This window comes from Nocardia brasiliensis, from assembly GCF_042691675.1.
GTDB lineage: Bacteria > Actinomycetota > Actinomycetes > Mycobacteriales > Mycobacteriaceae > Nocardia > Nocardia brasiliensis_D.
On sequence record NZ_CP170507.1, the window covers coordinates 7195836 to 7220803 of the forward strand.

34 protein-coding genes, 1 tRNA gene and 1 pseudogene are annotated in these 24968 nt (G+C 61.5%); 20 read left to right on the forward strand and 16 right to left on the reverse strand.

The window, feature by feature from the left end; translation table 11 throughout:
• Window positions 1-5: 5 nt before the first annotated feature.
• The 16 genes and pseudogenes from ACFK0J_RS33070 to ACFK0J_RS33145 form a co-directional block, all read right to left on the reverse strand.
• Window positions 6-677, reverse strand: coding sequence for a toprim domain-containing protein (locus tag ACFK0J_RS33070; protein ID WP_218473998.1), 672 nt, complete (start codon window positions 675-677; stop codon window positions 6-8).
• A gap of 34 nt (window positions 678-711) precedes the next feature.
• Window positions 712-891 (reverse strand): annotated as a pseudogene (locus tag ACFK0J_RS33075) (CHC2 zinc finger domain-containing protein); the annotation flags it as partial.
• Window positions 891-1250 (reverse strand): hypothetical protein, encoded by a 360-nt coding sequence (locus ACFK0J_RS33080; protein ID WP_218473996.1) that lies wholly within the window; start codon window positions 1248-1250, stop codon window positions 891-893. The gene ACFK0J_RS33080 and the pseudogene ACFK0J_RS33075, both read right to left, overlap by 1 nt.
• A gap of 4 nt (window positions 1251-1254) precedes the next feature.
• Window positions 1255-1692: an endonuclease VII domain-containing protein gene (locus tag ACFK0J_RS33085; protein ID WP_378733629.1), complete on the reverse strand. Its 438-nt coding sequence runs from the start codon at window positions 1690-1692 to the stop codon at window positions 1255-1257.
• Window positions 1682-2476, reverse strand: coding sequence for an AAA family ATPase (locus ACFK0J_RS33090; RefSeq protein WP_378743216.1), 795 nt, complete (start codon window positions 2474-2476; stop codon window positions 1682-1684). Before ACFK0J_RS33090 ends, ACFK0J_RS33085 begins: the two co-directional genes overlap by 11 nt.
• Before the next feature lie 79 nt (window positions 2477-2555).
• Window positions 2556-3377, reverse strand: coding sequence for a RecB family exonuclease (locus ACFK0J_RS33095; RefSeq protein ID WP_378733630.1), 822 nt, complete (start codon window positions 3375-3377; stop codon window positions 2556-2558).
• A 30-nt stretch (window positions 3378-3407) separates the two neighbouring features.
• Entirely contained in the window at window positions 3408-3686 is a 279-nt protein-coding gene (locus tag ACFK0J_RS33100; protein WP_378733631.1) for a hypothetical protein, read from the reverse strand.
• 19 nt (window positions 3687-3705) lie between these two features.
• The gene (locus ACFK0J_RS33105) at window positions 3706-4215 is read right to left on the reverse strand and encodes an XRE family transcriptional regulator (RefSeq protein ID WP_378733632.1); all 510 of its coding nucleotides are present in this window, start codon (window positions 4213-4215) and stop codon (window positions 3706-3708) included.
• A 1171-nt stretch (window positions 4216-5386) separates the two neighbouring features.
• A complete protein-coding gene (locus ACFK0J_RS33110) occupies window positions 5387-6517 on the reverse strand; it encodes a DUF932 domain-containing protein (RefSeq protein ID WP_378733633.1) in 1131 nt (376 codons plus the stop codon).
• A gap of 21 nt (window positions 6518-6538) precedes the next feature.
• Entirely contained in the window at window positions 6539-7045 is a 507-nt protein-coding gene (locus ACFK0J_RS33115; protein WP_378733634.1) for a hypothetical protein, read from the reverse strand.
• A 607-nt stretch (window positions 7046-7652) separates the two neighbouring features.
• The gene (locus ACFK0J_RS33120) at window positions 7653-7886 is read right to left on the reverse strand and encodes a hypothetical protein (RefSeq protein WP_378733635.1); all 234 of its coding nucleotides are present in this window, start codon (window positions 7884-7886) and stop codon (window positions 7653-7655) included.
• Window positions 7871-8167 (reverse strand): hypothetical protein, encoded by a 297-nt coding sequence (locus ACFK0J_RS33125; RefSeq protein ID WP_378733636.1) that lies wholly within the window; start codon window positions 8165-8167, stop codon window positions 7871-7873. Before ACFK0J_RS33125 ends, ACFK0J_RS33120 begins: the two co-directional genes overlap by 16 nt.
• Before the next feature lie 97 nt (window positions 8168-8264).
• Window positions 8265-8615: a hypothetical protein gene (locus tag ACFK0J_RS33130; protein ID WP_378733637.1), complete on the reverse strand. Its 351-nt coding sequence runs from the start codon at window positions 8613-8615 to the stop codon at window positions 8265-8267.
• A gap of 849 nt (window positions 8616-9464) precedes the next feature.
• The gene (locus ACFK0J_RS33135) at window positions 9465-9695 is read right to left on the reverse strand and encodes a hypothetical protein (protein WP_378733638.1); all 231 of its coding nucleotides are present in this window, start codon (window positions 9693-9695) and stop codon (window positions 9465-9467) included.
• 209 nt (window positions 9696-9904) lie between these two features.
• A complete protein-coding gene (locus tag ACFK0J_RS33140; protein ID WP_378733639.1) occupies window positions 9905-10342 on the reverse strand; it encodes a hypothetical protein in 438 nt (145 codons plus the stop codon).
• Window positions 10343-10400: 58 nt separating this feature from the next.
• The gene (locus ACFK0J_RS33145; protein ID WP_218473973.1) at window positions 10401-10589 is read right to left on the reverse strand and encodes a hypothetical protein; all 189 of its coding nucleotides are present in this window, start codon (window positions 10587-10589) and stop codon (window positions 10401-10403) included.
• A 763-nt stretch (window positions 10590-11352) separates the two neighbouring features.
• Between ACFK0J_RS33145 and ACFK0J_RS33150 the strand changes: the two genes are divergently transcribed.
• The 20 genes from ACFK0J_RS33150 to ACFK0J_RS33245 all read left to right on the forward strand — a co-directional run bounded on the left by ACFK0J_RS33150 (window position 11353) and on the right by ACFK0J_RS33245 (window position 24965).
• Complete coding sequence (locus ACFK0J_RS33150) at window positions 11353-11595, forward strand: HNH endonuclease (RefSeq protein ID WP_378733640.1); 243 nt, start codon at window positions 11353-11355, stop codon at window positions 11593-11595.
• A 121-nt stretch (window positions 11596-11716) separates the two neighbouring features.
• Complete coding sequence (locus tag ACFK0J_RS33155) at window positions 11717-12052, forward strand: hypothetical protein (protein ID WP_246634358.1); 336 nt, start codon at window positions 11717-11719, stop codon at window positions 12050-12052.
• A gap of 86 nt (window positions 12053-12138) precedes the next feature.
• Window positions 12139-12211 (forward strand) — tRNA-Asn (locus ACFK0J_RS33160).
• Window positions 12212-12432: 221 nt separating this feature from the next.
• Window positions 12433-13200, forward strand: a complete 768-nt coding sequence (locus ACFK0J_RS33165) for an N-acetylmuramoyl-L-alanine amidase (RefSeq protein ID WP_378733641.1) — start codon at window positions 12433-12435, stop codon at window positions 13198-13200.
• Complete coding sequence (locus ACFK0J_RS33170; RefSeq protein ID WP_218473970.1) at window positions 13197-13607, forward strand: hypothetical protein; 411 nt, start codon at window positions 13197-13199, stop codon at window positions 13605-13607. The genes ACFK0J_RS33165 and ACFK0J_RS33170 overlap by 4 nt, the downstream gene beginning before the upstream one ends.
• An 8-nt stretch (window positions 13608-13615) precedes the next feature.
• A complete protein-coding gene (locus ACFK0J_RS33175) occupies window positions 13616-14050 on the forward strand; it encodes a hypothetical protein (RefSeq protein WP_378733642.1) in 435 nt (144 codons plus the stop codon).
• Between the two features lie 423 nt (window positions 14051-14473).
• Window positions 14474-14698, forward strand: a complete 225-nt coding sequence (locus ACFK0J_RS33180; protein ID WP_378733643.1) for a hypothetical protein — start codon at window positions 14474-14476, stop codon at window positions 14696-14698.
• Window positions 14699-14707: 9 nt separating this feature from the next.
• Window positions 14708-15961 carry an SGNH/GDSL hydrolase family protein gene (locus ACFK0J_RS33185; protein ID WP_378743218.1) on the forward strand — a complete coding sequence of 418 codons (1254 nt, stop codon included), beginning with the start codon at window positions 14708-14710 and terminating at the stop codon, window positions 15959-15961.
• A gap of 17 nt (window positions 15962-15978) precedes the next feature.
• The gene (locus ACFK0J_RS33190) at window positions 15979-17655 is read left to right on the forward strand and encodes a hypothetical protein (protein WP_378733644.1); all 1677 of its coding nucleotides are present in this window, start codon (window positions 15979-15981) and stop codon (window positions 17653-17655) included.
• 113 nt (window positions 17656-17768) lie between these two features.
• Entirely contained in the window at window positions 17769-19070 is a 1302-nt protein-coding gene (locus ACFK0J_RS33195) for a phage portal protein (RefSeq protein WP_378733645.1), read from the forward strand.
• Complete coding sequence (locus tag ACFK0J_RS33200; protein WP_378733646.1) at window positions 19067-19999, forward strand: hypothetical protein; 933 nt, start codon at window positions 19067-19069, stop codon at window positions 19997-19999. Before ACFK0J_RS33195 ends, ACFK0J_RS33200 begins: the two co-directional genes overlap by 4 nt.
• A gap of 55 nt (window positions 20000-20054) precedes the next feature.
• Entirely contained in the window at window positions 20055-20558 is a 504-nt protein-coding gene (locus ACFK0J_RS33205) for a hypothetical protein (protein WP_218473962.1), read from the forward strand.
• A gap of 15 nt (window positions 20559-20573) precedes the next feature.
• The gene (locus ACFK0J_RS33210) at window positions 20574-21572 is read left to right on the forward strand and encodes a phage major capsid protein (protein WP_218473961.1); all 999 of its coding nucleotides are present in this window, start codon (window positions 20574-20576) and stop codon (window positions 21570-21572) included.
• Between the two features lie 147 nt (window positions 21573-21719).
• Window positions 21720-22130, forward strand: coding sequence for a Gp19/Gp15/Gp42 family protein (locus ACFK0J_RS33215; protein WP_218473959.1), 411 nt, complete (start codon window positions 21720-21722; stop codon window positions 22128-22130).
• Window positions 22127-22486: a hypothetical protein gene (locus tag ACFK0J_RS33220; RefSeq protein ID WP_218473958.1), complete on the forward strand. Its 360-nt coding sequence runs from the start codon at window positions 22127-22129 to the stop codon at window positions 22484-22486. The genes ACFK0J_RS33215 and ACFK0J_RS33220 overlap by 4 nt, the downstream gene beginning before the upstream one ends.
• Window positions 22486-22812 carry a DUF5403 family protein gene (locus ACFK0J_RS33225; RefSeq protein WP_218473956.1) on the forward strand — a complete coding sequence of 109 codons (327 nt, stop codon included), beginning with the start codon at window positions 22486-22488 and terminating at the stop codon, window positions 22810-22812. The genes ACFK0J_RS33220 and ACFK0J_RS33225 overlap by 1 nt, the downstream gene beginning before the upstream one ends.
• Window positions 22809-23228 (forward strand): hypothetical protein, encoded by a 420-nt coding sequence (locus ACFK0J_RS33230; RefSeq protein ID WP_378733648.1) that lies wholly within the window; start codon window positions 22809-22811, stop codon window positions 23226-23228. Before ACFK0J_RS33225 ends, ACFK0J_RS33230 begins: the two co-directional genes overlap by 4 nt.
• A gap of 12 nt (window positions 23229-23240) precedes the next feature.
• Window positions 23241-24131, forward strand: coding sequence for a phage tail protein (locus ACFK0J_RS33235; protein ID WP_378733650.1), 891 nt, complete (start codon window positions 23241-23243; stop codon window positions 24129-24131).
• Window positions 24132-24225: 94 nt separating this feature from the next.
• Window positions 24226-24585, forward strand: a complete 360-nt coding sequence (locus tag ACFK0J_RS33240) for a phage tail assembly protein (protein ID WP_378733651.1) — start codon at window positions 24226-24228, stop codon at window positions 24583-24585.
• Window positions 24537-24965, forward strand: a complete 429-nt coding sequence (locus ACFK0J_RS33245; RefSeq protein ID WP_378733653.1) for a hypothetical protein — start codon at window positions 24537-24539, stop codon at window positions 24963-24965. The genes ACFK0J_RS33240 and ACFK0J_RS33245 overlap by 49 nt, the downstream gene beginning before the upstream one ends.
• Window positions 24966-24968 lie beyond the last annotated feature (3 nt).

Genomic DNA, 24968 nt, shown 5'->3' on the forward strand with positions numbered 1-24968 from the left:
TGACCTCAATCGGCCTCAATTCCCAGTCTTTCTTTGAATGCTTCTGGCCCTTCCGCGAGGATCAGCGAGTTGACGTCTTCACCCTCTGGGAGGTAGATGACCTTGGCGTTCGGAAGGTGTTTCGCGGTAGCTGCTGCGAACTTCCGGCCTGCCTTGTCCCCATCTGCGGGGATAAGCGCGGTCTCGTAGCCGAGCAGTGCGTCCCGGAACCAAGGTTGCCAAGCGTTCGAACCCGGAAATCCGGTGGTCGGCAGCCCGATCCGGTGCGCCGCAATGGCGTCGAGTTCGCCTTCGGCCAACACCACGAACCGGGAAGGAACCAGTAGATCGGCCGTGTTGTACAGCCGGGGCCGGTCTCCAGCCAGTGTCATGTACTTGCCATGACCGCTGTGTTCACAATCCTCTGCGATGCAACGGAATCGGATCGACACCACTGACAGACGACCGTCCGCCGCGGTCCTCAGATAAGGGATTGCGAGAAACCCTGCGTAGTCCTCATGTCCAGGGAGCGGATCGGCCACGTATCCGAGCAGGAACGGGTCCAGTCCCTGTCTGTCCAGATCCGTCAGTCCGCGATTGGCCGAATACTCTTCGGCTGGGCTTCCTCGGAACGCTCTCGCGTACAGCGTCGTCGCGTCCTGGAGATAGGTCCGCTGCGAGGCGCTTAGCCTCTGCAAAACTGATGCCCTCCTCTTGGTTTCTGATGATGTCGATCGCGTCGCCGGAGGTGCCGCACGCGAAGCAGTTGAATCGGTTGTGCTCGAAGGAGATCGACGCGGAAGGTCGCGATTCTCCGTGGAACGGGCACAAACACTTGTTGTAGGTTTGCCGGTCCTCCGGCGGGATCCAGTCCGGGTAGTACCGCTGGATAGCCGGGATGATCGCGGTCATTACGCCAGGTTCTCGATAGCCTGCTCGAACGCCTCGATGACTACGTCGGGGTTGGGTGCCGAGTCGTTGACCCGATAGACATCGGAGAAGTCACCATCGGCATCAGGGAGCAGACCCAGTCGCAGCATGGACAACCGCACAGCGTCAGCCTCCGGAGAATTCTGATAGGCGCGCTTCGTCCCAAACTTTCGGTCTTCATCGATGGCGACAGCGAAGCCGCGCAGCCCGGTACGAGCAGCATGTATCGCTCCCAGCGAGCAGTAGCAGCCGCTTTCGTGGTTGTAGAGCACTCCCCGCCCGAGGCCGGCTTTGTTGATCAGGCCGAGGGCGATAGTCAGGTTTTCAGCGACAGGGCGCAATTGATCATCCTTCGTGGTTTGGCACCACCCGACGCCCGATCACTCGAAGCGCGGGCGGATCAGTGAGGTAGGCGACGACACGCTGTGCTGCTGCCACGTCGTCTCGTAGATGTCCGAGGACATCGCGGTTACAGCTCTTACACAGCAGCCCGCGGACCTCGCCGGAGGAATGCGAGTGGTCAACCGCCAGACGTTTCCGAACGCCGGTCGCTCGTCGGCAGATGAAGCATGTCCCCGCTTGGTGGGCGAGCAACTGCTCGTACTCGGCAGCCGTGATGCCGTAGGTGGCTTCGATGTGCCTGCTGTGACTGGTCTTTCGGAGTTTCGACCGCCGTGCGCGGTGATGCGTCGCGCATCTCGGCCCGGGGTGTGGAGTCGGGCGGCGGGTCGTGATCAGTTCTGCCGTGCAGTCCACGCACGGCTTCACCGGTTTACGCGGCACGGAGGTCGCGGACGGTCATGGTGTCGCCGATCCACTCAAGTTCGGCGAAGTCCGCGCCCGATGGGTCCGCGCGGCCTGCGCGGTTCTTGACCGTCGACACCCCGAGCACGTCCCCGCCGAACTCTCGGATCGGTCTGAACAGGGTCAGCACGAGTTCGGGAACTCTTGTGATCTGTCCTTTGACCCCGCTGAGGGGAATCGGTTTTTCGGCGTCCACATATGGCCCGGTGACGTGATGTAGACACACGACGCACGCGCCGGTTTGGCGTGCCATTCCGTGTAGGTAGTCGGTGAGGGCTTCCAGCCCGGCGAACGGATCCTCGCCGCTTGCTTCGGTCGATACGTTCGTGATGTTGTCGATGACCACCAACTGCGGGTAGTGACCGTAGACCTCGTCGTACGCTAGCGTCGCGCGTTCGATGTCATCCAGGGTCGGGGACGCTTCGTAGACCAAACGGATCGGAACCTTGGTCAGTAGGTCGGAGACCATGCCGAGGTCTCCGGCGAGTACTCGTTTGGCTGCATCCTCGTGGCGCCATCCGGTGAGAACGCTTACCGAGCGCGTGAGCTGGGTGAACGCGTCGCTGTCCGCGCTGAAATAGAGGGTCGGCACCTTGGACCGCAGAGCGAGCGTGAGAGTAAACAGGCTTTTGCCGGTGCCAGGGCCGGCGGCGACGAGGACGAGCTGTCCGAGCAGGAATTCCGCGCCTCGCTCGGCTAGGGCTTTGAAGACCGTCGGCAGCGGCTTGCCTGCCGCACCTCGGATGGTCTGGGATTGGAGCAGGGTGTAAACGTCGGTACCTCCTGTTCAGGGCACAAAAAAGCCCCGGGACGCTTGTCCAGGGGCGTACTGGTTGTTCAGGTCACATGGAGAATTCGCACGAGGATGCGACCGAGCAGAACCGGCACTTCGACGGTTCCGGATCCGGGGTGAAGCGTTCGGCTTCGATGTTCTCGGCTAGCTGGTGGAACTCTTCGGTGACTCGCTCCACCGACCAGTCGGTGAGGTCGTAGTCGAAGGTCGGCTTGCCTGTTCTCGCCATCCAATAGTCCCCTACCGAGGGAGGCTCGATCTCGTACTTGACCGCTAGCGCTGCGCTGTAGGTGCCGAGCTGGAAGTCATCGCCGGGTTGGTTGCCGCTCTTGTTGTCTCGCACCCGGACGCGGCCGGTGACCTGATCCACGATCACAGCGTCAATGAAGCCGCGGACTGTGATCCCGCCCAGATCGACAACGAAACCCAACTCGATCCCCGGCTCACCATCTGGATCTATCCAGATGACTTCGTTCGGATGCCGCTCGTACCAGGCCGGGTATCGCTCGACTTGTTCGAGCCCGAGCCCGTACCGGCGCTCGATATCCTGCGGCCCCGCGTACGGCCCCGACCGGAACCAGTAGGTGAGATTCGGTGTCTCGCTGCACATCTCGTTGGTTTCGCGGACGTAGGACTCTCGGAAGACTTCTTGCATCTCGGCAACGGTCATCGTTCGGCCGGATCGTTCGTAAGCCTCCGCGGCTTCGTGGAACGCAGTGCCTTGAGATAACCACGCGGCGGGCCGCTGCCAGACCCTCTCGATCCTTTCTAGGTAGTACCCGTAAGGGCATCGGTTGTATGTCTTGTGCTGAGAAACAGAAAGAGGCCGCCCGGTACCGGGCGGCCTCTCGTCTGTGGTCGAACCGTTCATCCGGTTCCCACCATGTCTACTCCTATTTGGTTATGCTGCGCTTTCCTTGACCCCGTCGATCCGATAGCAGGACATGAGCGCTTGCCCGAACATGAACTGCGGCAACCTTTCCGTTTGCTCGGACAACAACTTTGTTCTGCGTACCTTGATGAAATCCGCAACCGGATCATAATCTTCGTCGTCCAAGGGCAACGCCAAACTCCGATGGACGAACAGCAAGACGGTACCAGCGGTTACCTCGAGAAAAGCCTGCACCCACGGCAGGTTATTCACTACGACAAGTGAATCGTGGCGCAGCAGATCAAGCAAGTTCGTCCATCCCCTTCGCTTACGGGTCCTTCGGCGGAAACACCCAAATCTTCTTCCCGTTGGATGTCAGCCGAGTGTGCTCGTTTAGCCTGATGAGGAGTTTCGCACCGTCACGCTGTTCGCGCGGACGGTAGGCGAAGCCGCCGGCCGGGGAAACACCATGAGTAGGAGGGAGTTCGGGATCGAATTCGAGTACGTAGTTGTACTGTCGAAGCATGGCGTACCAGGATCGAAGCCTTGACTTCTTCTCTTCCGACATGCCCTCGCCGCCGGTCGCCATGAATTCCCCGTGATCCCGCATCCGCCGGTACGGCGGCGTCCGCTGCATCGCGGAGGGAACCTTCCAGGGAAACTCTTCCCCCACCATCCTTCGCGGCGTCTTCGGTAGTGCTATTCCGTGACGGGCCGCGAACTGCTGAACGTACTGCCGAGACTTTCCACAGCGTCTAGCGATTTCGGCGAACCCTACGCCCTCATCTACCAGCGCCTTGACCACCTCGGCCGACAATCCGTCAATGACTGTATTCATTTGTTGGTCCTTCTCGGCCCCCGACTTGTCCGCTGTCACAACAGACTAGTTGACAGTGTCTCCGGGCATATGTCAACTACGTCATCCCCGTCCCCCTCCCCCCTCGACCCAACTCGTCTTTACCATATCGAACACACGTTCGACCGTCTAACGATGTGATCCGAGTCTCCGTTAAAAGCCGTTTAAAAGTCAACCTGACGGGGTACTGAGTCCAGTTCGCTTAGAGGCGGCGGAATGCCTTCTCGCACACTCTGATCTGCGGAAACCTTCGCCCGCGAACCGTTTGGAACTGCCTCAAACCTCTACCGCCCCTACATCATTCCGCCACATCCCCGTTCGGCAATCCGGCCCTGATGCTGCGCCGAGTTGTTTCCCCTCGGCCCAAACCTTCACAGACGCACTATCGTTGAACGATCGCGAGGAACAACCAGACCGGAGCCCACAGCCCGCACGAGACCAAGGTAAGTGCGAAGTGCAGCGGGTGGTTGCATCTCCGGCGCGGCGTCGCGGTGACGTGCTGCACCACCACCGGTTGCCGCGGACTGCCATAGACCGGATTCGGCTGTTGCGGCCCCCGGCCCGGCCACACCCCGGATCCAGCCGGATACCGTTGCTGATACTGGGAATTCTGGTTGACGTGCGGATATGAAGATCCGTATGGCGCCGACTGTGGGTTCTCCGGCAGGTATGGAGCGCTCCACTGGACCGAGGTCGGCGTGGGGCCGGTGCCCGGGTATGGACCTGGTCCGGCCGGAAACGGCTTGGTCTGCGGATACTGGGGCGAATCACCCGGTGAGGGCGGGTAAGCGGTCACAGGAACCGACACTACGGTCGAATTCCTGTGCCCGCCATACAGTTCTAGCGCAACCACTCGTCAGGCGGATGCCCACCATGAGAGAGATAGCCGTCTAGAGCGTCCATCGCTTCGATCGCCCGTTGGTACAGAGCAGTCATTTGGTCGTCGTATCGTTGGTACTCGGTCGCGGAGTGCTCTTTGTCGTCATCTGAGTTGAACTCTTCCGCGAGGTGTTCGGATTCTGCGACGGCCGCACGGAACTCGGCTAGCAGTTGGTTCGGGTTTGTCCCCATCGTGTTCCCCTCCTCGGTAACTCGGATACAAAGCGGCTCCCGGTCGCTAAGGACGACCGGGAGCCACAAGCGCGCTGAGCCTTTAAGCGCACACCAACACTCGGTTCAGCATGTCGAGCGCTTCCGCGTCCGCTTCCCCGGTCTTGCCGGTTATCGCGTTGGTCATATTGCGTTCGGCCCGCGAGGTTTCCCCGCGCACGGTAGAACCATGGTGGTTGTAGGTGTTGACCGACTGGAGAACCCCGAACGCCGTGCCGCGCCAGGGCGCGGCCCTCATGTCGGTGCTGTACATGGTGGTCAATGCGTCGCGCTTGTTCTCCGCAAGTGTTCGCCCGCGCCCCTTCTCCTCCGGCACCGGTGCCCACAACTTCAGAAACTCACAGAACTGGCGATCAGTGACCGTCATCGCGCACAGCTCGGCCACGTCGGCGGCGAAGCGGTCGGCCGACTCCACAACGATCCCCAGCGCTTGCCGGGCATCGCTGATCTTGTCCAACGAGTTCTTAGTCCTCTTGAACTTGAACCGCTTCCCGTTGCCCCGAGCCTCGTTCAGCGCCCACGCCATCGTGTTGTCGCAAACGACGATCGTCTGCACCGCCGCGTACTGAGTCGCGATGGAACCATCGTGTGAGGACGTGGCGAGTAGGGACGATCTGAACTCGACGCCTTCCGGCGTACGTACGTTCTCGGGTCGTTCGATCTGTACCCAAGCCTGCGCCCCGTTCTTCAGCAGACCGGCGGAGCCGATACCGAGCGAGTCCGTGGACACCGCGAGGCCGTCCGGAGTGATCAGGCTGGCAAGGTTGTCGAGTAGCCATTCCTGGAACTGGTGGATCCGGTACCCCTCTTTGAAGACGCCGAGCAAAGCGCCAGTATCGCTGCGGTAGATGACCTTTCGCGATTCATCGGTAATCGTCCGAATCATCGCGCCGTCGTCACCAATAGCGGTGAACGTGTCGACAGTGCCGGGCACGTCGTAGCGGATCGGGGCCGCCTTTGCTTCCCAATTGAAAAGACGTGCCACAACATCCGCGACGGGCACGAATCCCGGGTAGTGGTTGGACTTGTCGTCCTGGTCTGCCTTGCGGTAGTGCCATGCCTTCCCGCGCTTGTCGGTTTGGCCGATCAACGTAAAGTTGTTTAACCACTCGATTGTTTCTTGTGACATGTTCTGTCCCTTCTGTTTTGAACGAGCGAACGACCACCGATACAAGCTCGGTGACCGCTCTCGGGCTCAAACCCAGATCGAATTGATTTGCCGCACCGCGTGTGCTATCTCCAGGGCGGTAGCCGCCCCAACGCGCAGCGAGATCAGGACGTTGTCGGGTCCGCTGACATCTACAACGCCTTGATGTTTGATGCCGAACCGGCCGGTTGTGACATACACATCCGACATCGTCGGCTCAAGAATCGCCTTCAGTTGATCCATTAGCTTGTGCTGGCGCGCAGCGTGATCCCACTCTTTCTCCAGCGCGGCGTTCAACGCTGCCCGATACCGAGGGATGAGATCGCGCTCCAACTCGGCAGCAATAGCCGCGCCTTCAGTGCCACGAAAGACGACAGTGAACTGTTCGACTTCGGAGCCGTCCGGCAGAAACCGGTACTCGCTACCGAACCGGCCACCGATCCGGACTCGTGTGTACTCCCTGCCCGTGTGTGGCCCTTCAACCCGCAACGACAGCTGCATATTCGCCGGGCCGGACAGAGTGGCCGAGTTGTCGATATCGTCGGGTTGCCCCACCGCCCACTCGTCAGTAAGGCTCGCCGCCAGGATCCTGGCGAATCTGACATGGTTGTTTCCGCAGGTGCATTCACACACTGATTATCTCCTATTCTTTGAACTTCAAGAAAGGCCACGGGATTCCCGTGGCCCAATTTGAGGCTCAACCCCGGACCGCTCGAACCTTGGTCTTTCCAGTCGGGTCATTCCTTTCCTGCGATCCGTGCGCGTCGCAATATGCTGTCGACACGAACCGGCGACACCCGTTGTGCTCCCAATCAGCCCACCACGTGGCAGGCTGCAAGCACCCCGACCCGGAACACCCGACAACACCGCCGGGCAGCGTTCGGAAGTGCTTGCGAGTTGACGCGGTGACGCCCCTACCCATGGTTCTCGCCTCTACCGGATACCGAGTTGTATCCGTAGAGTGTTTCCGTATCAACCGATACGTACTGCGCCGGTTCGAATTCGAATAGATCGCGTACGCAACCTTCATAACCGCTGTCTTGCAAAGTTGCCACGTCATCCGCTATTTCGTCCGCGTATTCAGCGTCTAGTTCGAAATCGTCCGGAACGTACACCGTTACCGCGTGGTCGCAGATTTCCCGCCACCGCAACGTGATAGCTTTCATTCTGGAGCCAATTCGAACAGCGGCAATCCTGGCATGGCAAGTACTTCCGTCAGGACAAAGTCGCTCTCGGCCGCCGAGTCCTCGGTGTACTGGTTCAAGTCGAGAACGCCTTGCATGATTTGGAATTCGTTGTAGTCGTCAATGTCGAAATCTTCGGCTACGTTGACGATTATGCTGTGTTCGCTCCGCTGCTTCCAGGAGATACGCACGGTCTTCACATCGAACCCCATTCGCTTTGCTCTTCGGCGCATTCCGCTTGGAAATGGAAGAGTCCGCGTTCGATGATTCCGTGGACATTGTGGCCGCGTCGCCGGGCCAGGTGCGCGAGATTACCCACGAAATCACTCGCGACCTCTTCGAAAACTTCGTCCTCCGACAAGCTGTTCTGGGAAAGTTGGCCCGTCCCAATCCCGAACCTTTCGAGAGCCGCCGATACCGACTGGGTGTAGGTTTCGATCCCGATTTCGGCCCACCTTGCCCGTCTCTCGTTCATTACTTCTTCGCTGTACAATTTGTCTCACCTTTCTTTGATTGGACATCAACAATGCCCCGGCCGGTGAGCGGCCGGGGCAAGGTTCAGGCTCAATCCTTTGATTCGACTCAAACCTTCACGGTCGGGCTGTCTCAGCCCGCCAGATTTCAGAGGTCAGTTGATTGGCGAGCTTCCCTGCTGTCTCGGAGAATTCGGGATCTTTCCCGTGCTTCTCTTTGTACAAGAGGGCTTCTCGAATGGCTCTCGCCATGTGGACGGTCATCCGGGTCATGCTGCTGGCCTTGATGAACGCAGCAGTTCCCTTAACGTCGCTCCAGTTCAGAAAGACATCGGAGCCTTCGGGGTACGGCGAGTACCGTTCCGGGTTTACGCCCCGCCCTGCGAGGATGTGAAAGTACAGGTTGACCGAGTTTCCGATCACCTGCGATTCGAGTTCTGATTCGCATGTCAGTGTGACGAGTTTCATGAACATTCCTTTCTCTAGTTCGTCCCCGCGCTGGTTTGAACCGGCCGTTCCGGGCGTGAGCCCGACATTGAAGTCCTAGACCCATCCGCGCCGCGCGAACGGCACGACATTCGGGTTTGACTTGCGGGGTGGCACGCTGCATTAGCCGTACCGTATTTACGCCCGTCCGTTGATACCCGGGGACAAGTCCACCCAGGTATCCGTTTCGGGCATAGGCCCCACACTATGAATTTCTCAAAGGACGTTTGATTGCCGCGTACGTAGCGCGGATGAACCGCGTAGCGCGCCGTGCAATCCAGAGAGTTTGAATGTCTGGCAGCTGGCCTGACATGAATGACATTACGTACACCCCGGGTGCATGTCAACATCTGGATGCATTCTTCTTGAAATTGCCCTGAAAGCCGTTCTAAGCGTCGAAAATGATCGAAGGGAGGTGGTTGCCGCTGCGAGCGGTTTCGAGCGCTCAGCGTTGCGTCTGGGCCGTATTATCGGCGTTTGCCGTGCGAGAACCAAAGGGGCACAACCTGTTTCGATTATTCTCCGTTCGGCCGGTTGCCCGCCGGTTAGCCACACCAGCTCGCCGACCGGTCCGCAGGAACGCAAAACACCCGGTCAGAGGACTGACCGGGTGTTTGCTAGGAATTATTCAGTTGTGAGGGGTGTATTGGGTGTGGCGGGCATTCGCTCGCAGGCGTGCACGATCCCACGCACGCCGCACCGTGCCGTTATCTGCTTGCTGCACAGCCGATTCGATCTCGCGGCGCACCGCAGCGCTGGGGAATCTGCCGCGTCGCTGAGCCGAAATGAACTGCTCTAGCAGCTCGGCTAGCCTACGTTCGGCCGGAGGCACTACGCGCGGTCCGCCGTAATGAGCACTAGCAGCGCTTCGCACGTCGACTCCTCCGCGACCGCGACGGCAGCGACGTATGCGGACCGGTGCGCGTCCAGCACTTCGACGGGGTCGCCGTGCTGGCGGGCGCGGCTGTAGGCGCGATACAGCCCGTACAGGGCGTACGTCGGTCCCTTGTCCAGCGTGACAGTTGGGTGTTCGGCGTGCAGGGGCAGGATGATTGCAGACATTCGGGTCCGTCCTATTCTGATAGGTGGTCCCGGCGCGCTAAGGACGCGCCGGGGCCGTTTAGAAGCTGATTAGGCGCTGATCAGGCACTCATCCGACACACAACCCGCGTCGGTCGACGGGTCGCATACACATTCGCCCGCCTCACACGCGAAGCACATGTACAGCTGCCCCGGGCAGTGCGGATAGTCGACGTGCCGCAGAGCCGTAATCACTGGCACTCGATTTCGACCATGCCGAGCGCTGCCCGCGCGCCGGGGTTTCCAATCTCGCCCAGGCAGTGAAATCCCCAGTAGCCCGGGGCAACCCGCATAGGCTCCCCGTACGGTCCGACGACGTAGGCGTCTACGCCGCAGATCTGATTGCCGTCCACCCGGCAGTCGAACACCGCCGCGTCCTCCGGCACCGTAGGCACCGTTCCGGACGCGGGAAGTTCGGCGAACAGGTCAGGCACCGTATCGCCATTCGGCAGGTACAGCGTTGATTTGGTCAGCCACCCGAGCGGGAAGGGTGGCGCGGTGGCCGCCGGGTAAGTGTCGGAATCGTCGCTGACCTGCCGACCGGCCCAGACGATAGCGACCATGGACAGAACGGCGAACAGGACGGTTGCGCCGATTACGACGCGGATGATGCGAGATGCGTTGTGCATCTTGGGATCTCCCTAGGTAGGGGTACACCGGAATGCGGCGCACCCTGTAGCAGTCGGGTTAGAGCTTGTGGCTCTCGCCGGTCAGGAGACCGAGTACGTACCCGGTCTCGTACGCGGCATAGTCGCGCTGCTCCTGGAAAGTCGGGCGCATGGTTCGGTACTTGCCTACCGCGTGCCACTCGCCGAGCAGGTGGAACTGCTCGGATCGGGTCAGCGTGGCTAGCGGGCTGGTCTGTGTCTCATTCACAGCACTGAACTTACGTGCACCCCCGGTGCATGTCAACACGAATCTGGCTGTGACGCATGGCATATCGGCAACCCTGGACCTCCCGATGATCGAACCGCTACGGTCGCGCGTCGCGTCGCCCGCGCGTTCCCCTCCGGGGGGTACCTCCCCCCCCGGCCCCGATGGCACCGGCTCGTCACTGCGGCTGCCCGTTCCTGTACGGGTTTCGAAGTTCGCTACCGGCTAGCTACGTCGAATAACCCCAGCTCGAAATGAAACTTTTCGTGAGCTGCGCCACTAGACACCGTACGAATGGCGGTTTTCGGAAAATTGGTCACCTACTTACTAGTGAGGGGTAGGAGAGAGGGACGTAGTCCCGAACGACGACCCCGAACGTCGGCCGATCGACCGACCCGAGCCGGTATGAAGCCGGTTCGGCCGGACCGGTCGACCGCCCCTCCAAGGGCGGTCCCGAACCGATCGAAACGGCCTTCTAGGGCCGTTCCCCGACCGAGCCGATCGGCTCGGAAGCTTTCGGCTTCCTCACGCCGCCAAGGGAATGCCGAGCCGAAGGCTCGGCCCGGCCGGTCAGCGGCCGGAGGTAGGCCGCTGCCGGTAGAGAGGGTTACTCAGTGTTTGGTTTGTCTGTACAACAGTGGCTCGACATCGCGAAGGTGGTTATCTCCATCGCCGTACTGGTCTTGCCGCTGCTGGTGTGAGTTGGTCTACGTCCGACAGGCGTAACGAACTGCCGGCCGACTGGCCCGCACGGCGGGCCGCGGTCATGCGGCGCGACGGCCAGCTGTGTCAGCTGGGATTGCGCGGGTGTTTGCACAAGGCTTCCGAGGTCGATCACATACGCCCGGGAGGCGATCACTCCCTGAACAATCTTCGCGCCGTGTGCACACCGTGTCATGGCCGGAAATCCGCCGCCGAGGGCGCAGCGGCGAGCGTTGCGCGTCGGCGCGAGTTGAGAGCCCGGAGGTTTCGCCCTACCGAACGTCACCCTGGGTCGCTATGTCATTGACGGGACAGGAGCCCGTCAGACCCAGGAGGTCAATGTGGGCGCTCGTGGCCCTGTCCCTAAAAGGTCCGATCAGAGAGTCCGGCGCAATAAGCCGGACGGACCGGTCGACACCGTAGCCGCGGTGGGTGTGGTGTCGATTCCGGATCTGGATCTTGCTGGCCCTCACGGGCTCGTGATGGATCTGTACGAGTCGCTTCGGCACTCGGCGCAGGCCGAGTACTACGAAGCCTCGGACTGGGAGATGGCCCGTCTCACCATGCATTTCCTCGACGGCCTACTCAAGTCGCCGAGAGTGAACGGCCAGGTCCTCTCGGTGGTCCAGTCGATGCTCAATGACTTGCTGGTGACCGAGGGCGCCAGGCGCAGAGTGCGCCTGGAGGTCGAGCGCAACGGCAACGAGGCCGAAGTGGTCGATATCGCAGAGATGTTCCGTCAGCGGATGCGGGCGGGAAGTTAGGGCTGTTGATTGTCTGGTCACTGCCCAGAGCGCGGTTCCGCGCTCCGGCTCCGGAGGTAGGTGTCCCTCCGGAGCTGTTCTGTCTTTGATGTCTAGCTCAACTGGCAGAGCAGCGGGACGTTACTCCGCACGATCCTGGTTCGAATCCAGGGATATCAGCAATGGGGAAAACGGCCGTGCCGCAAGGAAGCCCAGCACCCGACCCCGCGATAGCCACGCGGCATACAAGGTGAGGCGCTGGGGACGTTAGGTGCCCCCAGCAACAGACGTACCCGCTCCGAGGGGGACAAATTTCGGGGTGTCGTCGGCCCGGACAGATACGGGCATTAACCATCTTTCGGCCCTCGGCCACTTAACGATCTATTTCGATTGGATTCTGCATGTCTTGGACCGGTGATCCGGTGTGGCTCGCTGATGTCCTCCGCGCGGAGGGCTTGCGGGTCATCGAGCACGAAGGTTGGCGGGGTCGAGGACACGACGACTTCCGCGACATCCGCGGCGTCATCTGTCATCACACCGCCGGAGGCGGCAGTCAGGACTGGCGCATCGTCCAGTTCGGCCGCCCGGACCTGGAAGGTCCACTGGCACAGTTGGTTTTGGAGCGCGACGGCACATTCCGAGTGATCGCGGTGGGAGTCTGCTGGCACGCGGGGCGGGGCAGCTGGGACGGCTGGCCGACCAACAACGCGAACTATCACACGATCGGCATCGAGGCCGTATCGCGCGGTGATGGTAGCGACTGGACCCCCGAACAGCTGGACGCCTACAAGCGCGGCTGCGCGGCGATTCTTCGCCGAATCGGCAGGGACGCAGGCGATTGCGCCGCTCATCGCGAGTACAGCTCCGAAGGCAAGATCGACCCGGCCGGCATCGACATGGGCGCATTCCGCCGTGATGTCCAGGCATTCATTGACAGGGAGGACGCGCCGTTGAGCGCAGCAGAGGTCAAACACATCGAAGACTTCATCGTCGGCTACGTCGGCCCGATCGGCAGTGATGTCAAGGACATCCGCGAACAGCTGGCCGGTGAAGGTGCCCGCGACGCAGGCGAGTACCCCGGTTGGAAGCAGCTCGGAGACAAGACCATGGTCGATGCACTCGCTGAGGTACTGCGACGACTCGACGCGCTGGAGAAGCCCGCCGCGTGACGATCATCGCTGACCGCATTATCGACATCGGGCACGCCCGAGCGGTCCGGCAGATCGCGTTTACGGCCCGCGATATCCGAAGGGATCACACCGGGTCGGGCATCGTCGTTCGATACAACCACCTGGTCGAGATTCTGCCTGACGGAAGTTTCACGTCGCCGGATCTCGACCCCGGCCCTGCTCTGGTGACTATCGGCAACCAGAGCTATCCGATCCTCGTGCCGGACACCGGCGGCACCGTGCCGTTGTGGGACCTCATTGATGCTCACCTGCCACTGCCGCCTGCCACGGGTCTTAACGACTACGTCCGCAATGCAGGTGGTGTCGATCGCATCGTGTGGATGACCGAAACCGAATTCACGGCCCTGCCAGCACGCGACCCGAACACCACTTACCTCACTTACTAGGAGTCTCGTTGGCTGGCGAAGTCACCAAGATCTATGGACGGCTGACGCGGTCCCTGTTTGCAGGCGAAGTCAATCTGAACAGCCACGCGGTAAAGATCGCTCTGTGCAGCTCGGCCTACGTGCCCGATCAGGACGTACACCAGTACTTCGCGCATGTTGCGAGCGAGGCAACCGGCCCGGGTTACACCGCTGGTGGACAGACGGTTACGAATCTGACGTGGTCCTATGACCCGGCGTCGAACACGATCACCGTCGACTTCGATGACCCGTCGTGGCCGAACTCGACCATCACGGCCAAATGGGCTGTGATCTATGTCGACAACGGCACACCGAACAAGCCACTGATGGCATACGGCGATCTGGGCGGCAACATCTCGTCCACGAACTCGACGTTCACGACGAAAGTGAATGCCGCTGGGCTGCTTACCTTCACGGTCGCCTAACCGATGCCGATCCGTCGTCGCGGTGTAGAGCCGTACCGGATCGTGCGCGGTCGCGACAACCAACACGCGACCCGCGTGTGGCTCGGAGACCGGCTGCTGTGGAACGGAACCCGTTCTGTGCTGGTGGAACTCGGACTTGCTCAGGCGGCCGGCTCAGCGCTCCCGATCATCGCGACAGCTGGGCCGAGCGTGCAGCTAAAGGTAGCGACAGGATCAGCCAGCGCTCACCCGATGGCGCCCAGCGTCGCACCGGTCGTACAGCTGAACACAGCCACCGCGGCGGGCGCGAGCAGCCCGCTCGTATCGGCGGCAGGTGCTTCCGTACCGATCACCGCAGGTAGAGCTAGCGCCGGGGCATTCCCGTTCGTCGTACATATCTCAGCCGACGTGGTGGTGAACCTCGAACTCTCCCGGGGTATCGCGATGACTTCGCCCCTTGTGCCTGTGGCCGGTGCCGCCGTGGAAGTCACCACGGCTGTTGGCGCGGCGCGGGCCTACGCGCTCGAAGGTGCAGTGTCCGTCGTCGGCGACATAGCGGTCGCGCCCGGTACCGCACAGGCGTTCCCCATCACTGCTGTGGTCGGTCCGACTGTCCCCTACCCATCCGAATCGTTGTATCCGTCCGAAACCCTCTATCCCGGAGCGTAATTGCCCTATGTGAAGCAGGCGTGGGAGAACGATCCCCCGTCGAAGACTACGCCGCTTTCCGCGGCTCGAATGAATCACATCGAAGACGGCATCGCGGGCGCTTACGCGGCTGAGAAGACCCGAATCATTCCCTACTGCAACGGCGGAATGGACCAGACCGTCGCGACTACGCCGATTACGGTCAACACCCAGGCCGGGTTTCGTACCTCAGTGCGATTGCCGGTCACCTCCACTCGATGGCGAGTACGAGCACGCAACTACGGGATGACCGGTGCTGCGAGAGCAGCATTGACCGGCAAAGGCATCCGGCTCGGCGAAGCCGCGCGAACCACGTCTGGCAACGGAACGACTTCCCGCACGGGCGGTTTCGTCGGCAACACTGCATTCAACATCGTGTCCGCCGACTTCCCGATTCCCGGTGACGGCAGTTTCTACACCTCCAGCTGGGTTACAGATCCCCTCCAGCAGCTCCAGGCCGATCGGGAATACCTACTCGCTATCGCCTACACGGTGGCCTCGTCTACGAACGTCGGCTTGACCATCGGCGAGTGCTTCTACTGGTCGTCCGCCGCCTCAGCGTTGGACCCCTCGACTAGTGCCGGTTCTACTATCCCGGCGGGTATCCCCTTGGACCTGATCATCGAGTACGAGACCGTCACCACCCGATCGGCATGGCTCTATATCGGCGACAGCATCGCAGAAGGCGTCATGGGTTCGCGCGGCACTGGTAGCTCTGCCGTTGTGCCGCAGCCGATTTGGCGGAACTACCCGAATCAGTGGGCGGCTCGCAACGGTGCGTTGGTCGTGAACATGTCCATGGCGGGGATGATGACCTCCCAGTACCTTCCGGCGAACTTTCCGCAGTTCTTTTCGCGGATGGATCTTGCCGCCGCGCAGCTCGACGGCGCGATCATCGCCACTGGTAGCAACGACTTCACGACCGGTGGCCGGTCGCTGGCTCAATACCAGACAGATATTGCGGCGCTGATGGCGCAGGTGAGAGCAACGATCGGCGAGAAGCCGATTTACCTCGGTGCCACGATTCCACGATCGACCACGGGCAACGCGAATCGTATCGCTGCCAACGATTGGCTTGCGAGCTTGCCTTACGGAGCAGCGGGTTTCGTGGACTTCGATGCAGCGATGCGTACTCAAGTCGATGCGACGGCGCTACCAGCCGATCTTACGTGCGACACCATTCATCCTTCGTTCAAGGGGGTTGAGCTGATGGCCGCGACCCTTGGTCGTTCTCTGCCAACCTAATTCAAGAAAGGAGGCGGGTGGAGTACCCCACGGAACTCCTTCCCGCCCCACCCCACATCTACGGCCCGACGTGGCGTAAGTATCCGACCGGGCAATGGTTCCTCCCCGAGAAAACCTTGGGTTGGCAGGTCCTCGCGTGGTTGTTTGAGTACGTTCTGACTCCTGGCGGCCCGAACGCCGGTACACCGTTCATGCCGACCGATGAGCAGATCCGTTTCATCGTGTGGTGGTACGCGGTCGACGCGGACGGCCGATTCATATATCGGTCGGGCGTTCTGCGAAGACTCAAGGGGTGGGGCAAAGACCCCGTAAGCGCCGCATTGGCGTTGGTTGAACTGTGCGGACCGGTCGCCTTTTCGCATTGGGACGTCAACGACGAGCCGGTCGGTAAGAAGCGGCACGCAGCATGGATTCAGTGCGCGGCAGTTAGTTTGGATCAGACCCGCAACACGTTCAGCTTGTTTCCGGCGATGGCGTCGAAGCGGCTCAAGGATGAATTCAAACTCGATATTAACAAGACCGTCATCTATTCAGCAGATGGCGGAATCATCGAAGGCGTCACGTCCTCGCCGCTGAGCCTCGAAGGCAAGCGCCCGACGTTCGTGATCCTCAACGAAGTTCAATGGTGGGTCGAAGCGAACAACGGCCATCGTATGGCCGAGGTCATCGCGGGAAACGTCGACAAGGCAAGCTATGGCAGTTGCCGGGCGCTGAGTATCTGCAACGCGCACGTTCCCGGCGAAGATTCGGTAGGCGAGCGTGATCACGACGCCTACATGGATGTGTTGTCGGGTCGGGCAATTGACACCGGACTGCTCTACGACGCGGTTGAAGCGCCGGCCGAGACTCCCCTGTCCGAGATCCCGTCCCCGGTAGAAGATCCCGAAGGCTACGCGGCAGGTGTCGCCCAGCTGCGCGCCGGGCTTGAGGTGGCCCGCGGTGACGCGGTCTGGCTCGATTTGGATGTCATTATCGCGTCGATGCTGGACCGGCGACGCCCGGTCAGCGAGAGCCGCCGCAAGTTCCTGAATCAGGTCAACGCGTCGGAAGACTCGTGGATCGCTCCGCATGAGTGGGACCGGCTTCACGGTGTCGTGCAACTCCGGGCGAATGACCGCATCACGCTGGGCTTCGACGGCTCCAAGAGCAACGACCACACGGCCTTGGTCGCGTGTCGGATCGAGGATGGCGCGGTGTTTCTGCTCAACGTCTGGGATCCGACCGACCACCCCCACGGGGAAGTGCCCCGAGACGATGTCGACGCGGCCGTGCGGAGTGCGTTCGAACGATACGACGTAGTTGGAATGCGCGCTGACGTACGGGAATTCGAGGCGTATGTTGACATCTGGTCTCGTGACTATCGACGCAAGATCAAGGTCAACGCGACACCCGGTCATCCGATCGCGTTCGACATGCGCGGACAACAGAAGCGTTTCGCGCTCGACTGCGAGCGATTCCTAGACGCGGTGCTGGAGAAGGAAGTCATCCACGACGGCAACCGCGTTCTGCGCCAACACATTTTGAACGCTCGTCGGCACCCGACGACGTACGACGCAATCAGCATCCGCAAGGCCAGCAAAGACAGCAGCCGCAAAATCGACGCCGCCGTCTGCGCCGTGCTCGCGTTCGGTGCACGACAGGACTTTTTGATGAGCAAGAAGAACCGAGGTCGGGGGGCGGTGATCCTGGCCTGACAACGACAGACGAACACGTCAACCACCTCACTAACGCGCTCTCGGCCGCCACACCGGATCTCAAGGAGTCCGCCGAGTACGCCGAAAGCAAGTACCGGCTCAAGACCCTCGGTATGGCGACACCGCCAGAGATGGCCCGGCTCCGCATGGACATCGGTTGGCCCGCCTTGTATCTACGGGCACTCGAACAACGCCTTGACCTGGAGGACTTCCGTCTTTCTGGCAAAGACGAGGGTCTGGACGACATCCGGCAGTGGTGGCAGGACAACGACCTCGATGAGGAATCGTGTCTCGGCCACATGGATGCTCTGACCTACGGGCGTTCCTACATCACCGTTGCTGCCCCAGGTGAACACGACGATCAGGACTCTCCAATCATTCGGTTGGAGTCCCCCTTGAGCATGTACGCGGAGATGGACCCGCGCACTCGCAAGGTGACCCGCGCATTACGGATCTACCAGGCGAGGGAAGCCACTGGAGAACCAGAGCGGGCAACCCTGCTCCTCCCGAACGAGACACTGTTGCTGGTTCGCGCCCAGGGCGCTGCGTCGCAATGGGCGACAGAACAACGGATCCCTCACAACCTCGGCGAAGTGCCAGTGGTGCCGATCGTGCATGGCGCCAAGCTATCCAACCGCTACGGCACGTCGGTGTTGACGCCGGAGATCCGCGCAGTGACTGACGCTGCCGCGAGGCTGATGATGAATCTTCAGGCCGCTGAGGAACTGATGGCGGTTCCGCTTCGGCTTGTGTTCGGTGTCGAGAAGTCGGAGATCGCTCCGAACGGCTCGAAGGCCGAGCTGGAAGAGATGTACTACGGCCGGTTGGCGGCATTCGCCAACGAGGCCGGCTCGGCGTTCCAGTTCAGCGCGGCCGATCTGAGGAACTTCACCGATGTCATGGGCGAACTCAGCCGACAGTTCGCCAGCTACACCGGTCTCCCCCCGCAGTACCTTGCGTACAACTCCGATAACCCCGCGAGCGCGGAAGCGATCCAGGCATCGGAGATCCGGTTGGTAAAGACGGTCGAACGGATCGCCCGCCAATTCGGCGGATCGTGGGAAGCCGCGATGCGCCTGGCCATGCGGGTGATGAAAAAGGATGTGCCCGAGGACTTCCGCCGACTCGAAGCCGTCTGGCGTGACCCGAGCACTCCGACGCTGGCCTCCAAGGCAGACGCGTACACGAAGTTGGCGACGGCTAAGTCCGCGGACGGTCGTCCGATCGTGCCGGTGGAGATGGTTCGAATCGAACTCGGATACACCGACGAACAGCGCGCCCAGATGGATGAGTGGGATGAGAAGTCCTCAACGAGCCAGCTGGCGAAAATGCTTGCGGCTCCGCCGATGCCCGCTGGTCAACCTGCACGTCCCGGCGCGGCCGGCACCGGAGCGCCGAAACAGGCTGCCGCGTGAACCTGGACGAGTACGCCGAGCAGCAACGCCAGATCGACGTCCAAACCGCGGCGACCGTCTATTTGATGACCAGGCAGTACCAGAGCACTGACATGTCAGTGCTGGATTGGGAGCTGTTGCTCCGGTTGCTGTATCCCACGATCGAACGGGCGCGGCGACAGTCGGCGGAGCTGGCGCGGCGGTTCTACGATTCCCAGCGCGCCGAGCATCTGCCGGGCGCGTCGCGTCACGACGTGCAGCTGCCCGGTTACAGCCTCGATTGGTTCCGCGAAGACTTGGAGCCCGAGCGACGGAAGATGTCCCAGGAGGACGCTCCCGGCTCGGCCGTCGACGCGGTGACGCTCCGAACGCTGAAGGTAGTCGAAGGCGCAGGGCGCCGAACGATCATCGACGCGGTCGAAACCGACCCGGGCGCAGACGAAATCGAACCTCAGCCGGAAAAGCCGGAAGCTCCACCCCGCGAGACCGAACCCGAGGGCTCATCTGCTCCCGAGTCGGGCGTCACACCCCGACCAACCGAGCGAAGCCCGAAACGGGTGCCCGGGTGGGCGCGAGTCACCACGAGCGCGGAGCCGTGCGGATTCTGCCAAATGATGGTCAGCCGAGGTCCGACGTACGGATCCGCCGCGAACGCCGGGTTCCACGGAACCGATGAGCTGGCAATCCAACTGTTCGGCGAAGGTCGAGACAAAGAGATGCGTCTGATGATGCGGAAATGGCACACCGGTTGCCGGTGCAAGGTCGTTCCCGTTTTCGATCGCAAGAACTGGCCGGGCCGCGATGAGTATCTTGCGGCGAAGAAGCTTTGGGGCGATACGACGGACGGTAAGTCCGGTCGAGATGCGGTGAACGCATTTCGACGCGCAGTAGAAGCCGGATATCAGCGGCTCAAGAAAGACGGCTCGGAACAACTTCCTGACGCTGCCTGATTCTTTCTGACTACCGCACTCCAGGCGAGTGTGTCTTGTGTGCCCAGGAGGCATTTTGTCAACCGAAAACCCTGCCCAGGACAACTCTGTCCAAGATCAGGGTGCAAGCCCTCAGAACACCAATCAGGCCGATATTCCGGACTGGGTGAAGAAGGAGCTTGCCGACGTTCGCGCCGAAGCTGCGCGGTACCGCATCGAAAAGAACGATGCGTTGAACACCGCGTTGACTGCCGCTCAGGCGGCTGTTGCCGAGCAGCTGAACACCGCGAATGCCGAAAAGCAGGCTGCGGCCGATCAGGCTGCTGCGGCATCTGCCGATCTTCTCAAGCTTCGTACCGCACTGGCGGCTGGCGTTCCTGGCGAACGCGCCGAGCAGTTCGCGAGCTTGCTTCAGGGTTCTAACGCTGAGGAATTGCAGGCCCACGCCGAGACCGTCAAGACGCTACTCGGCTCCCCCGTCTCCGCTTCTGCGACCGACCCGACCCAGGGAATGGGCGGCGCGTCAGTCGAATCCGCTGCCGATGTCTTCGGCGCGATTCTGCGGAACAACATTCGATAAGGATTTTCCGCCTCCATGGCACAGATCAACGAACTTGCTCCGAATACTGCTACCAATCACCAGGGCCGTCTGGCTTATGTCCCAGATAACCTGTTGCCGAAGACGATCACGGGTCCGATTTTTCAGAAGGCTCAGGAATCTTCGCTCGCTCTGCGGCTGGGTTCGCCTATTCCGGTGACTTTCGGTGAGACCGTTATCCCGGTCACCACCAAGCGACCGGAGGTCGGTCAGGTCGGCACCGGTACCAGCAACGCTCAGCGAGAGGGTGGCGTTAAGCCGATCTCGGGTACCGCCTGGTCGAGCAAGAGCTTCCAGCCGATCAAGATTGCCACGATCGTGACGTTCAGCGAGGAGTTCGCGAAGACGAATCCGCAGGGCTTCTACGATCAGATCCGCACTGATCTCGCGTTTGCGATCGGCCGCGGCATCGACCTGGCGGTGTTCCACGGCAAGCAGCCTCTTACCGGTACAGCGCTCCAGGGCATCGACACCACCAACGTCATCGCGAACACCACAAACGTGGTCAAGTTCCTGGTGTCGCCGGGCACGGTGTACGAAGACCTGCTCGCGGGCTATGACCTGGTCGCGAACAACCCAGACTTCGAGTTCAACGGCTGGGCCGTTGACCCACGATTCCGCTCGACGTTGGTCAAAGAGGCCGCGGCGCGAGACATGTCGGGTAAGACGCTCAACCCGGGCGCTATCGACTTGTCCGCGCAGGTCTCCGACGTGTTGGGCTTCCCGGCGTACTACGGCCGCGCGGTCTCCGGTCAGCTGGGTGCGGCGACTGATACCGGCCTCCGTGTGATCGGCGGCGACTTCTCCCAGCTGCGAATCGGTTTCGCCGATTCGATCCGCTACAAGTTCACCGACACCGCCTCCATCTCGGACGGCACGAACACCGTGAACCTGTGGCAGACCAACCAGGCCGCGTTGCTGGTTGAGGTGACCTTCGGGTGGGTGCTGGGCGACAAGCAGGCGTTCGTCAAGTTCGACAACGTCACGGCCACCTAATTCGAATTCGGCAGTCCAGGAGCACATTTCAGTGCTCCGGCTGGGAGGACATTCACATGCTTTTGAAGCATCCACTCGGTTCGTACGTCGAAGTCGATGACGAGTACGGCGAACAGTTGAAGTTTTCGGGTTTCCAGGAGGTGACCAGTGGCACGAGCCGTACCGGCGGACGTAGCAAGTCGCCTCGGAAGGCCCCTGACGCCGGACGAGTCGACGCAGGCGGCGACACTCCTTAACGACGCCGAGCTACTGATCAGGTCCAGGATCAAGAACCTGGACGAACTGATCACCGCCGGCCAGATCGACCCTGGCATCGTCGTGATGGTCGAAGCGAACGCAGTAATGCGGGTTGTCCGCAACCCAGAGGCGATGACCGGCGAAGTCGACGGCTCGTACTCCTACCAACTCAACTGGAAAGAAGCGACCGGCCGACTGGAGATCATGGACTACGAATGGTCGCTGCTCGGTGTGACCGAACGGGTCTTCCTGATCCACCCTCGGCTGCCGTGGCCACCGCTGGGCGCAAGGCCCGAGCCGCAGTTCTGGCGGGACGTATGAGCCTGCTCAACAAGGCAAATGAGTCCGTGATCGTCTACCCCGAAGAGGTCGTGACCGACGCAGACGGCAACACCCGAACACGCCCGGCGAAGGCCGGATTCCCGGCGCTGGCGATGATTCGCAGCGCCGCGCAATCCGGCACCAGTGCACGCAGAACCGAGCAAGACAACGAGGGCTATGAGTCCGAACAGTTGTTCAAGCTGAGGTTCCCCCGGGGATTCAACAACAACCGCCCGCTCGGCGCTCAAACGCAGATCGAATGGAACGGCGTTCGGTGGGCTCTATTCGGAGACGCGGTGCCCTTCAACGGATCTCGGCGAACGGCTCACCTTGCCTACATGATCAGGAGGTTCTGATGGGCATCGAGATGTCTCAGCGGCAGATGAACCGACTCATCTCGCACCTGCCCGGCGTGATCAAGGCCGTCTCCGACCAAGCGCACACCGTGGCCGACATAGCTAGGGCGAAACTCGCCGAGCATCGCCACGACGGGCACTCCACGGTGACAGTCACTCACGGGGAGGTCGACGCGTTCGTCAACCTCGATGACTCGCGCGGCGTGAAGGCCGCTGCGGCAATCGAATACGGCCATGTCACCAAAGAAGGCAAGCACGTGCCGGGCCTCTACGTCCTCACCGACGCGGCTGGGCTGGAACGACGACTTCCACATAAGGCGCGATGACAGCACGGCGAATGCCGCGCGTCCAAGCTGTAGTGCTCCCGATCCTGCGGGCCGCGTTGCCCACGACCGTCAAAGTCGGTACGTGGGTTGAGGATCTGGATTACCGAACGTTTCCGATGATCAACATCCGGAGCCTGGGCGGATTCCGGAACCTGGATCGGCCCGAGGATCTATCGCTACCGGTGGTCGAGATGACCGCGTACACAGTGGACGGTCTCATCGAAACCGAAGACCTCTACCAGGACGCTCTTTCGGCACTGTACGACGCGGCGAAGAGTCAAACCGTCACTGAGCACGGATATCTGAACTCCGTGTTCGAAACCATGGGCGCCACGCAATTTTCGTCCCTGTACATGGACAGCTGGCGCGTTCAGGGACTTATCCGGCTCGGCCTTCGGCCGCCGCGCAAATCTTAGGAGCTTATCTCTATGGCGTTGAACGACGCTGCCGTCATCACACCCGGTGCGGGCTACATCTATGTCGCGAACCCGGGCACTCTGCCCCCGACTCCGGCGGCGCTCAAGACGCTGGATCCGTTGCTGTTCGGCGCACAGCACATCACGCTGACCATGACCGGCACTCCGACCGCCGGTAAGTGGACGGTCAAGTCCACAGCTGCCGAGACTCCTGTTGATGTGCCCTTCGACGCTTCCGGCCCGAAGATCGCCGAGTTGGTTGCTTCGCTGCCATCTATCGGCGCGGGCAACGTCACTTACGTCTCCGGTGGCCCGCTGCTCAGTACGCCGGTCGTGCTGGCCTTCGCTGGCAAGCTCCAGGGCAAGACAGTCCCGCTGACCATCGTCTCGACCGGCCTGTCAGGTGGCACCACTCCGGCAGTCAGTTCGGTGACCTCGACTGCGCCTAACGGCTGGTCGATCGTGGGCCACACCAGCTTGGAGAACCTGCCCGAGTTGGCCTATGAGGGCGGCGACACCGAAACAAAGGGCACCTGGCAGCGCAAGGCGCTGCGTGAGGTCGAGAAGGAAGCGATCTCCGACCACATGACGGTGCAAATTCAGCAGTTCGACAGTTCGAGCCTGAAGCTGTACTACGGCAAGAACAACTCGACCACGGCGGGCGTGTTCGGCGTTAAAGGCGGATCCGCACCGGTCAACGAAAAGGCCATTCTCACAATCATTGTCGACGGTGACGTGCGGCTCGGGCACTACGTGCCACGATCGAATGTCCGCCGCGACGAAGCTATCAAGCTCTCCGGCGAGGACTTCGCCACGCTGCCTATCCGCGCGACCTTCTTGCAGCTCGGCTCCCAGGATCTCTACTCGTGGATCAACGAGGACTTGTTCCCCGTCGAACCCTGACGCTCGGGGGTGCGGCCTCCTTGGCGGGCCGCCGCACCCTTCGTTTCTTCTCTCTTGCCCGCCTCATTCTTGCTGAATCCCCGAAAGGCCCGCCATGGCTAACATCTTCACCCTCGCATCGCTCCGCGAGGAGATCGAGAACGAATTCGCCCCCGTCGCAATCCCTTTGGCTGACGGCACCTCCGTTGTTCTGCGGAACTTGCTGCGCCTGGACAAGAAGGACCGGGACAAGGTTCAGGTCCATCTCAAGTCGATGAAGGTCGAAGCCGAGGACGACGATGCCGACCTTGAGCCCGTCCTGACTTCGATGCGCGAGGTGATCAAGCTCGCCGCCGAGACCGGCGGTGTGAAGCTGCTCCGCGAGATCGGTGATGACGAGCTGCTGTTGCAGCGCGTGTTCCAGCGGTGGATGGAGGCCACCCAGCCGGGGGAAGCCTCGAACTCGCCGGCCTGATCGACAGGCACGGCGAGGAACTTCTCGCAGATTTCCAGCACTTCTACCGTCTGGACCTCATCGACGTTCTTCGTCCCGGGTCCGGGCTCAGTCCGCGGCGCGCCCTGGCGCTGCTGACGCATCTCCCGCCAGAGGCCGCCTTCGTCGCAGCGTGGCGCGGCGGTCCGCAATACCGGGGATGGAACGAGGACCGCTATCTGGCGGTCGCTCAGGTCAACGCGATCCGTGAACTCACTTGGGCGTATATCGCCGCTCACGCGAAGCGCCGTCCCGCACCGCCTGAGCCAATTCCGACGCCTGACTCCGAGAAGCAGCGTCCCAAGAAATCAAACCAGTTTTCCGAGTTGATGAGCCGAGCCAAGGCCGTCCGCTCCGGGTAGGAG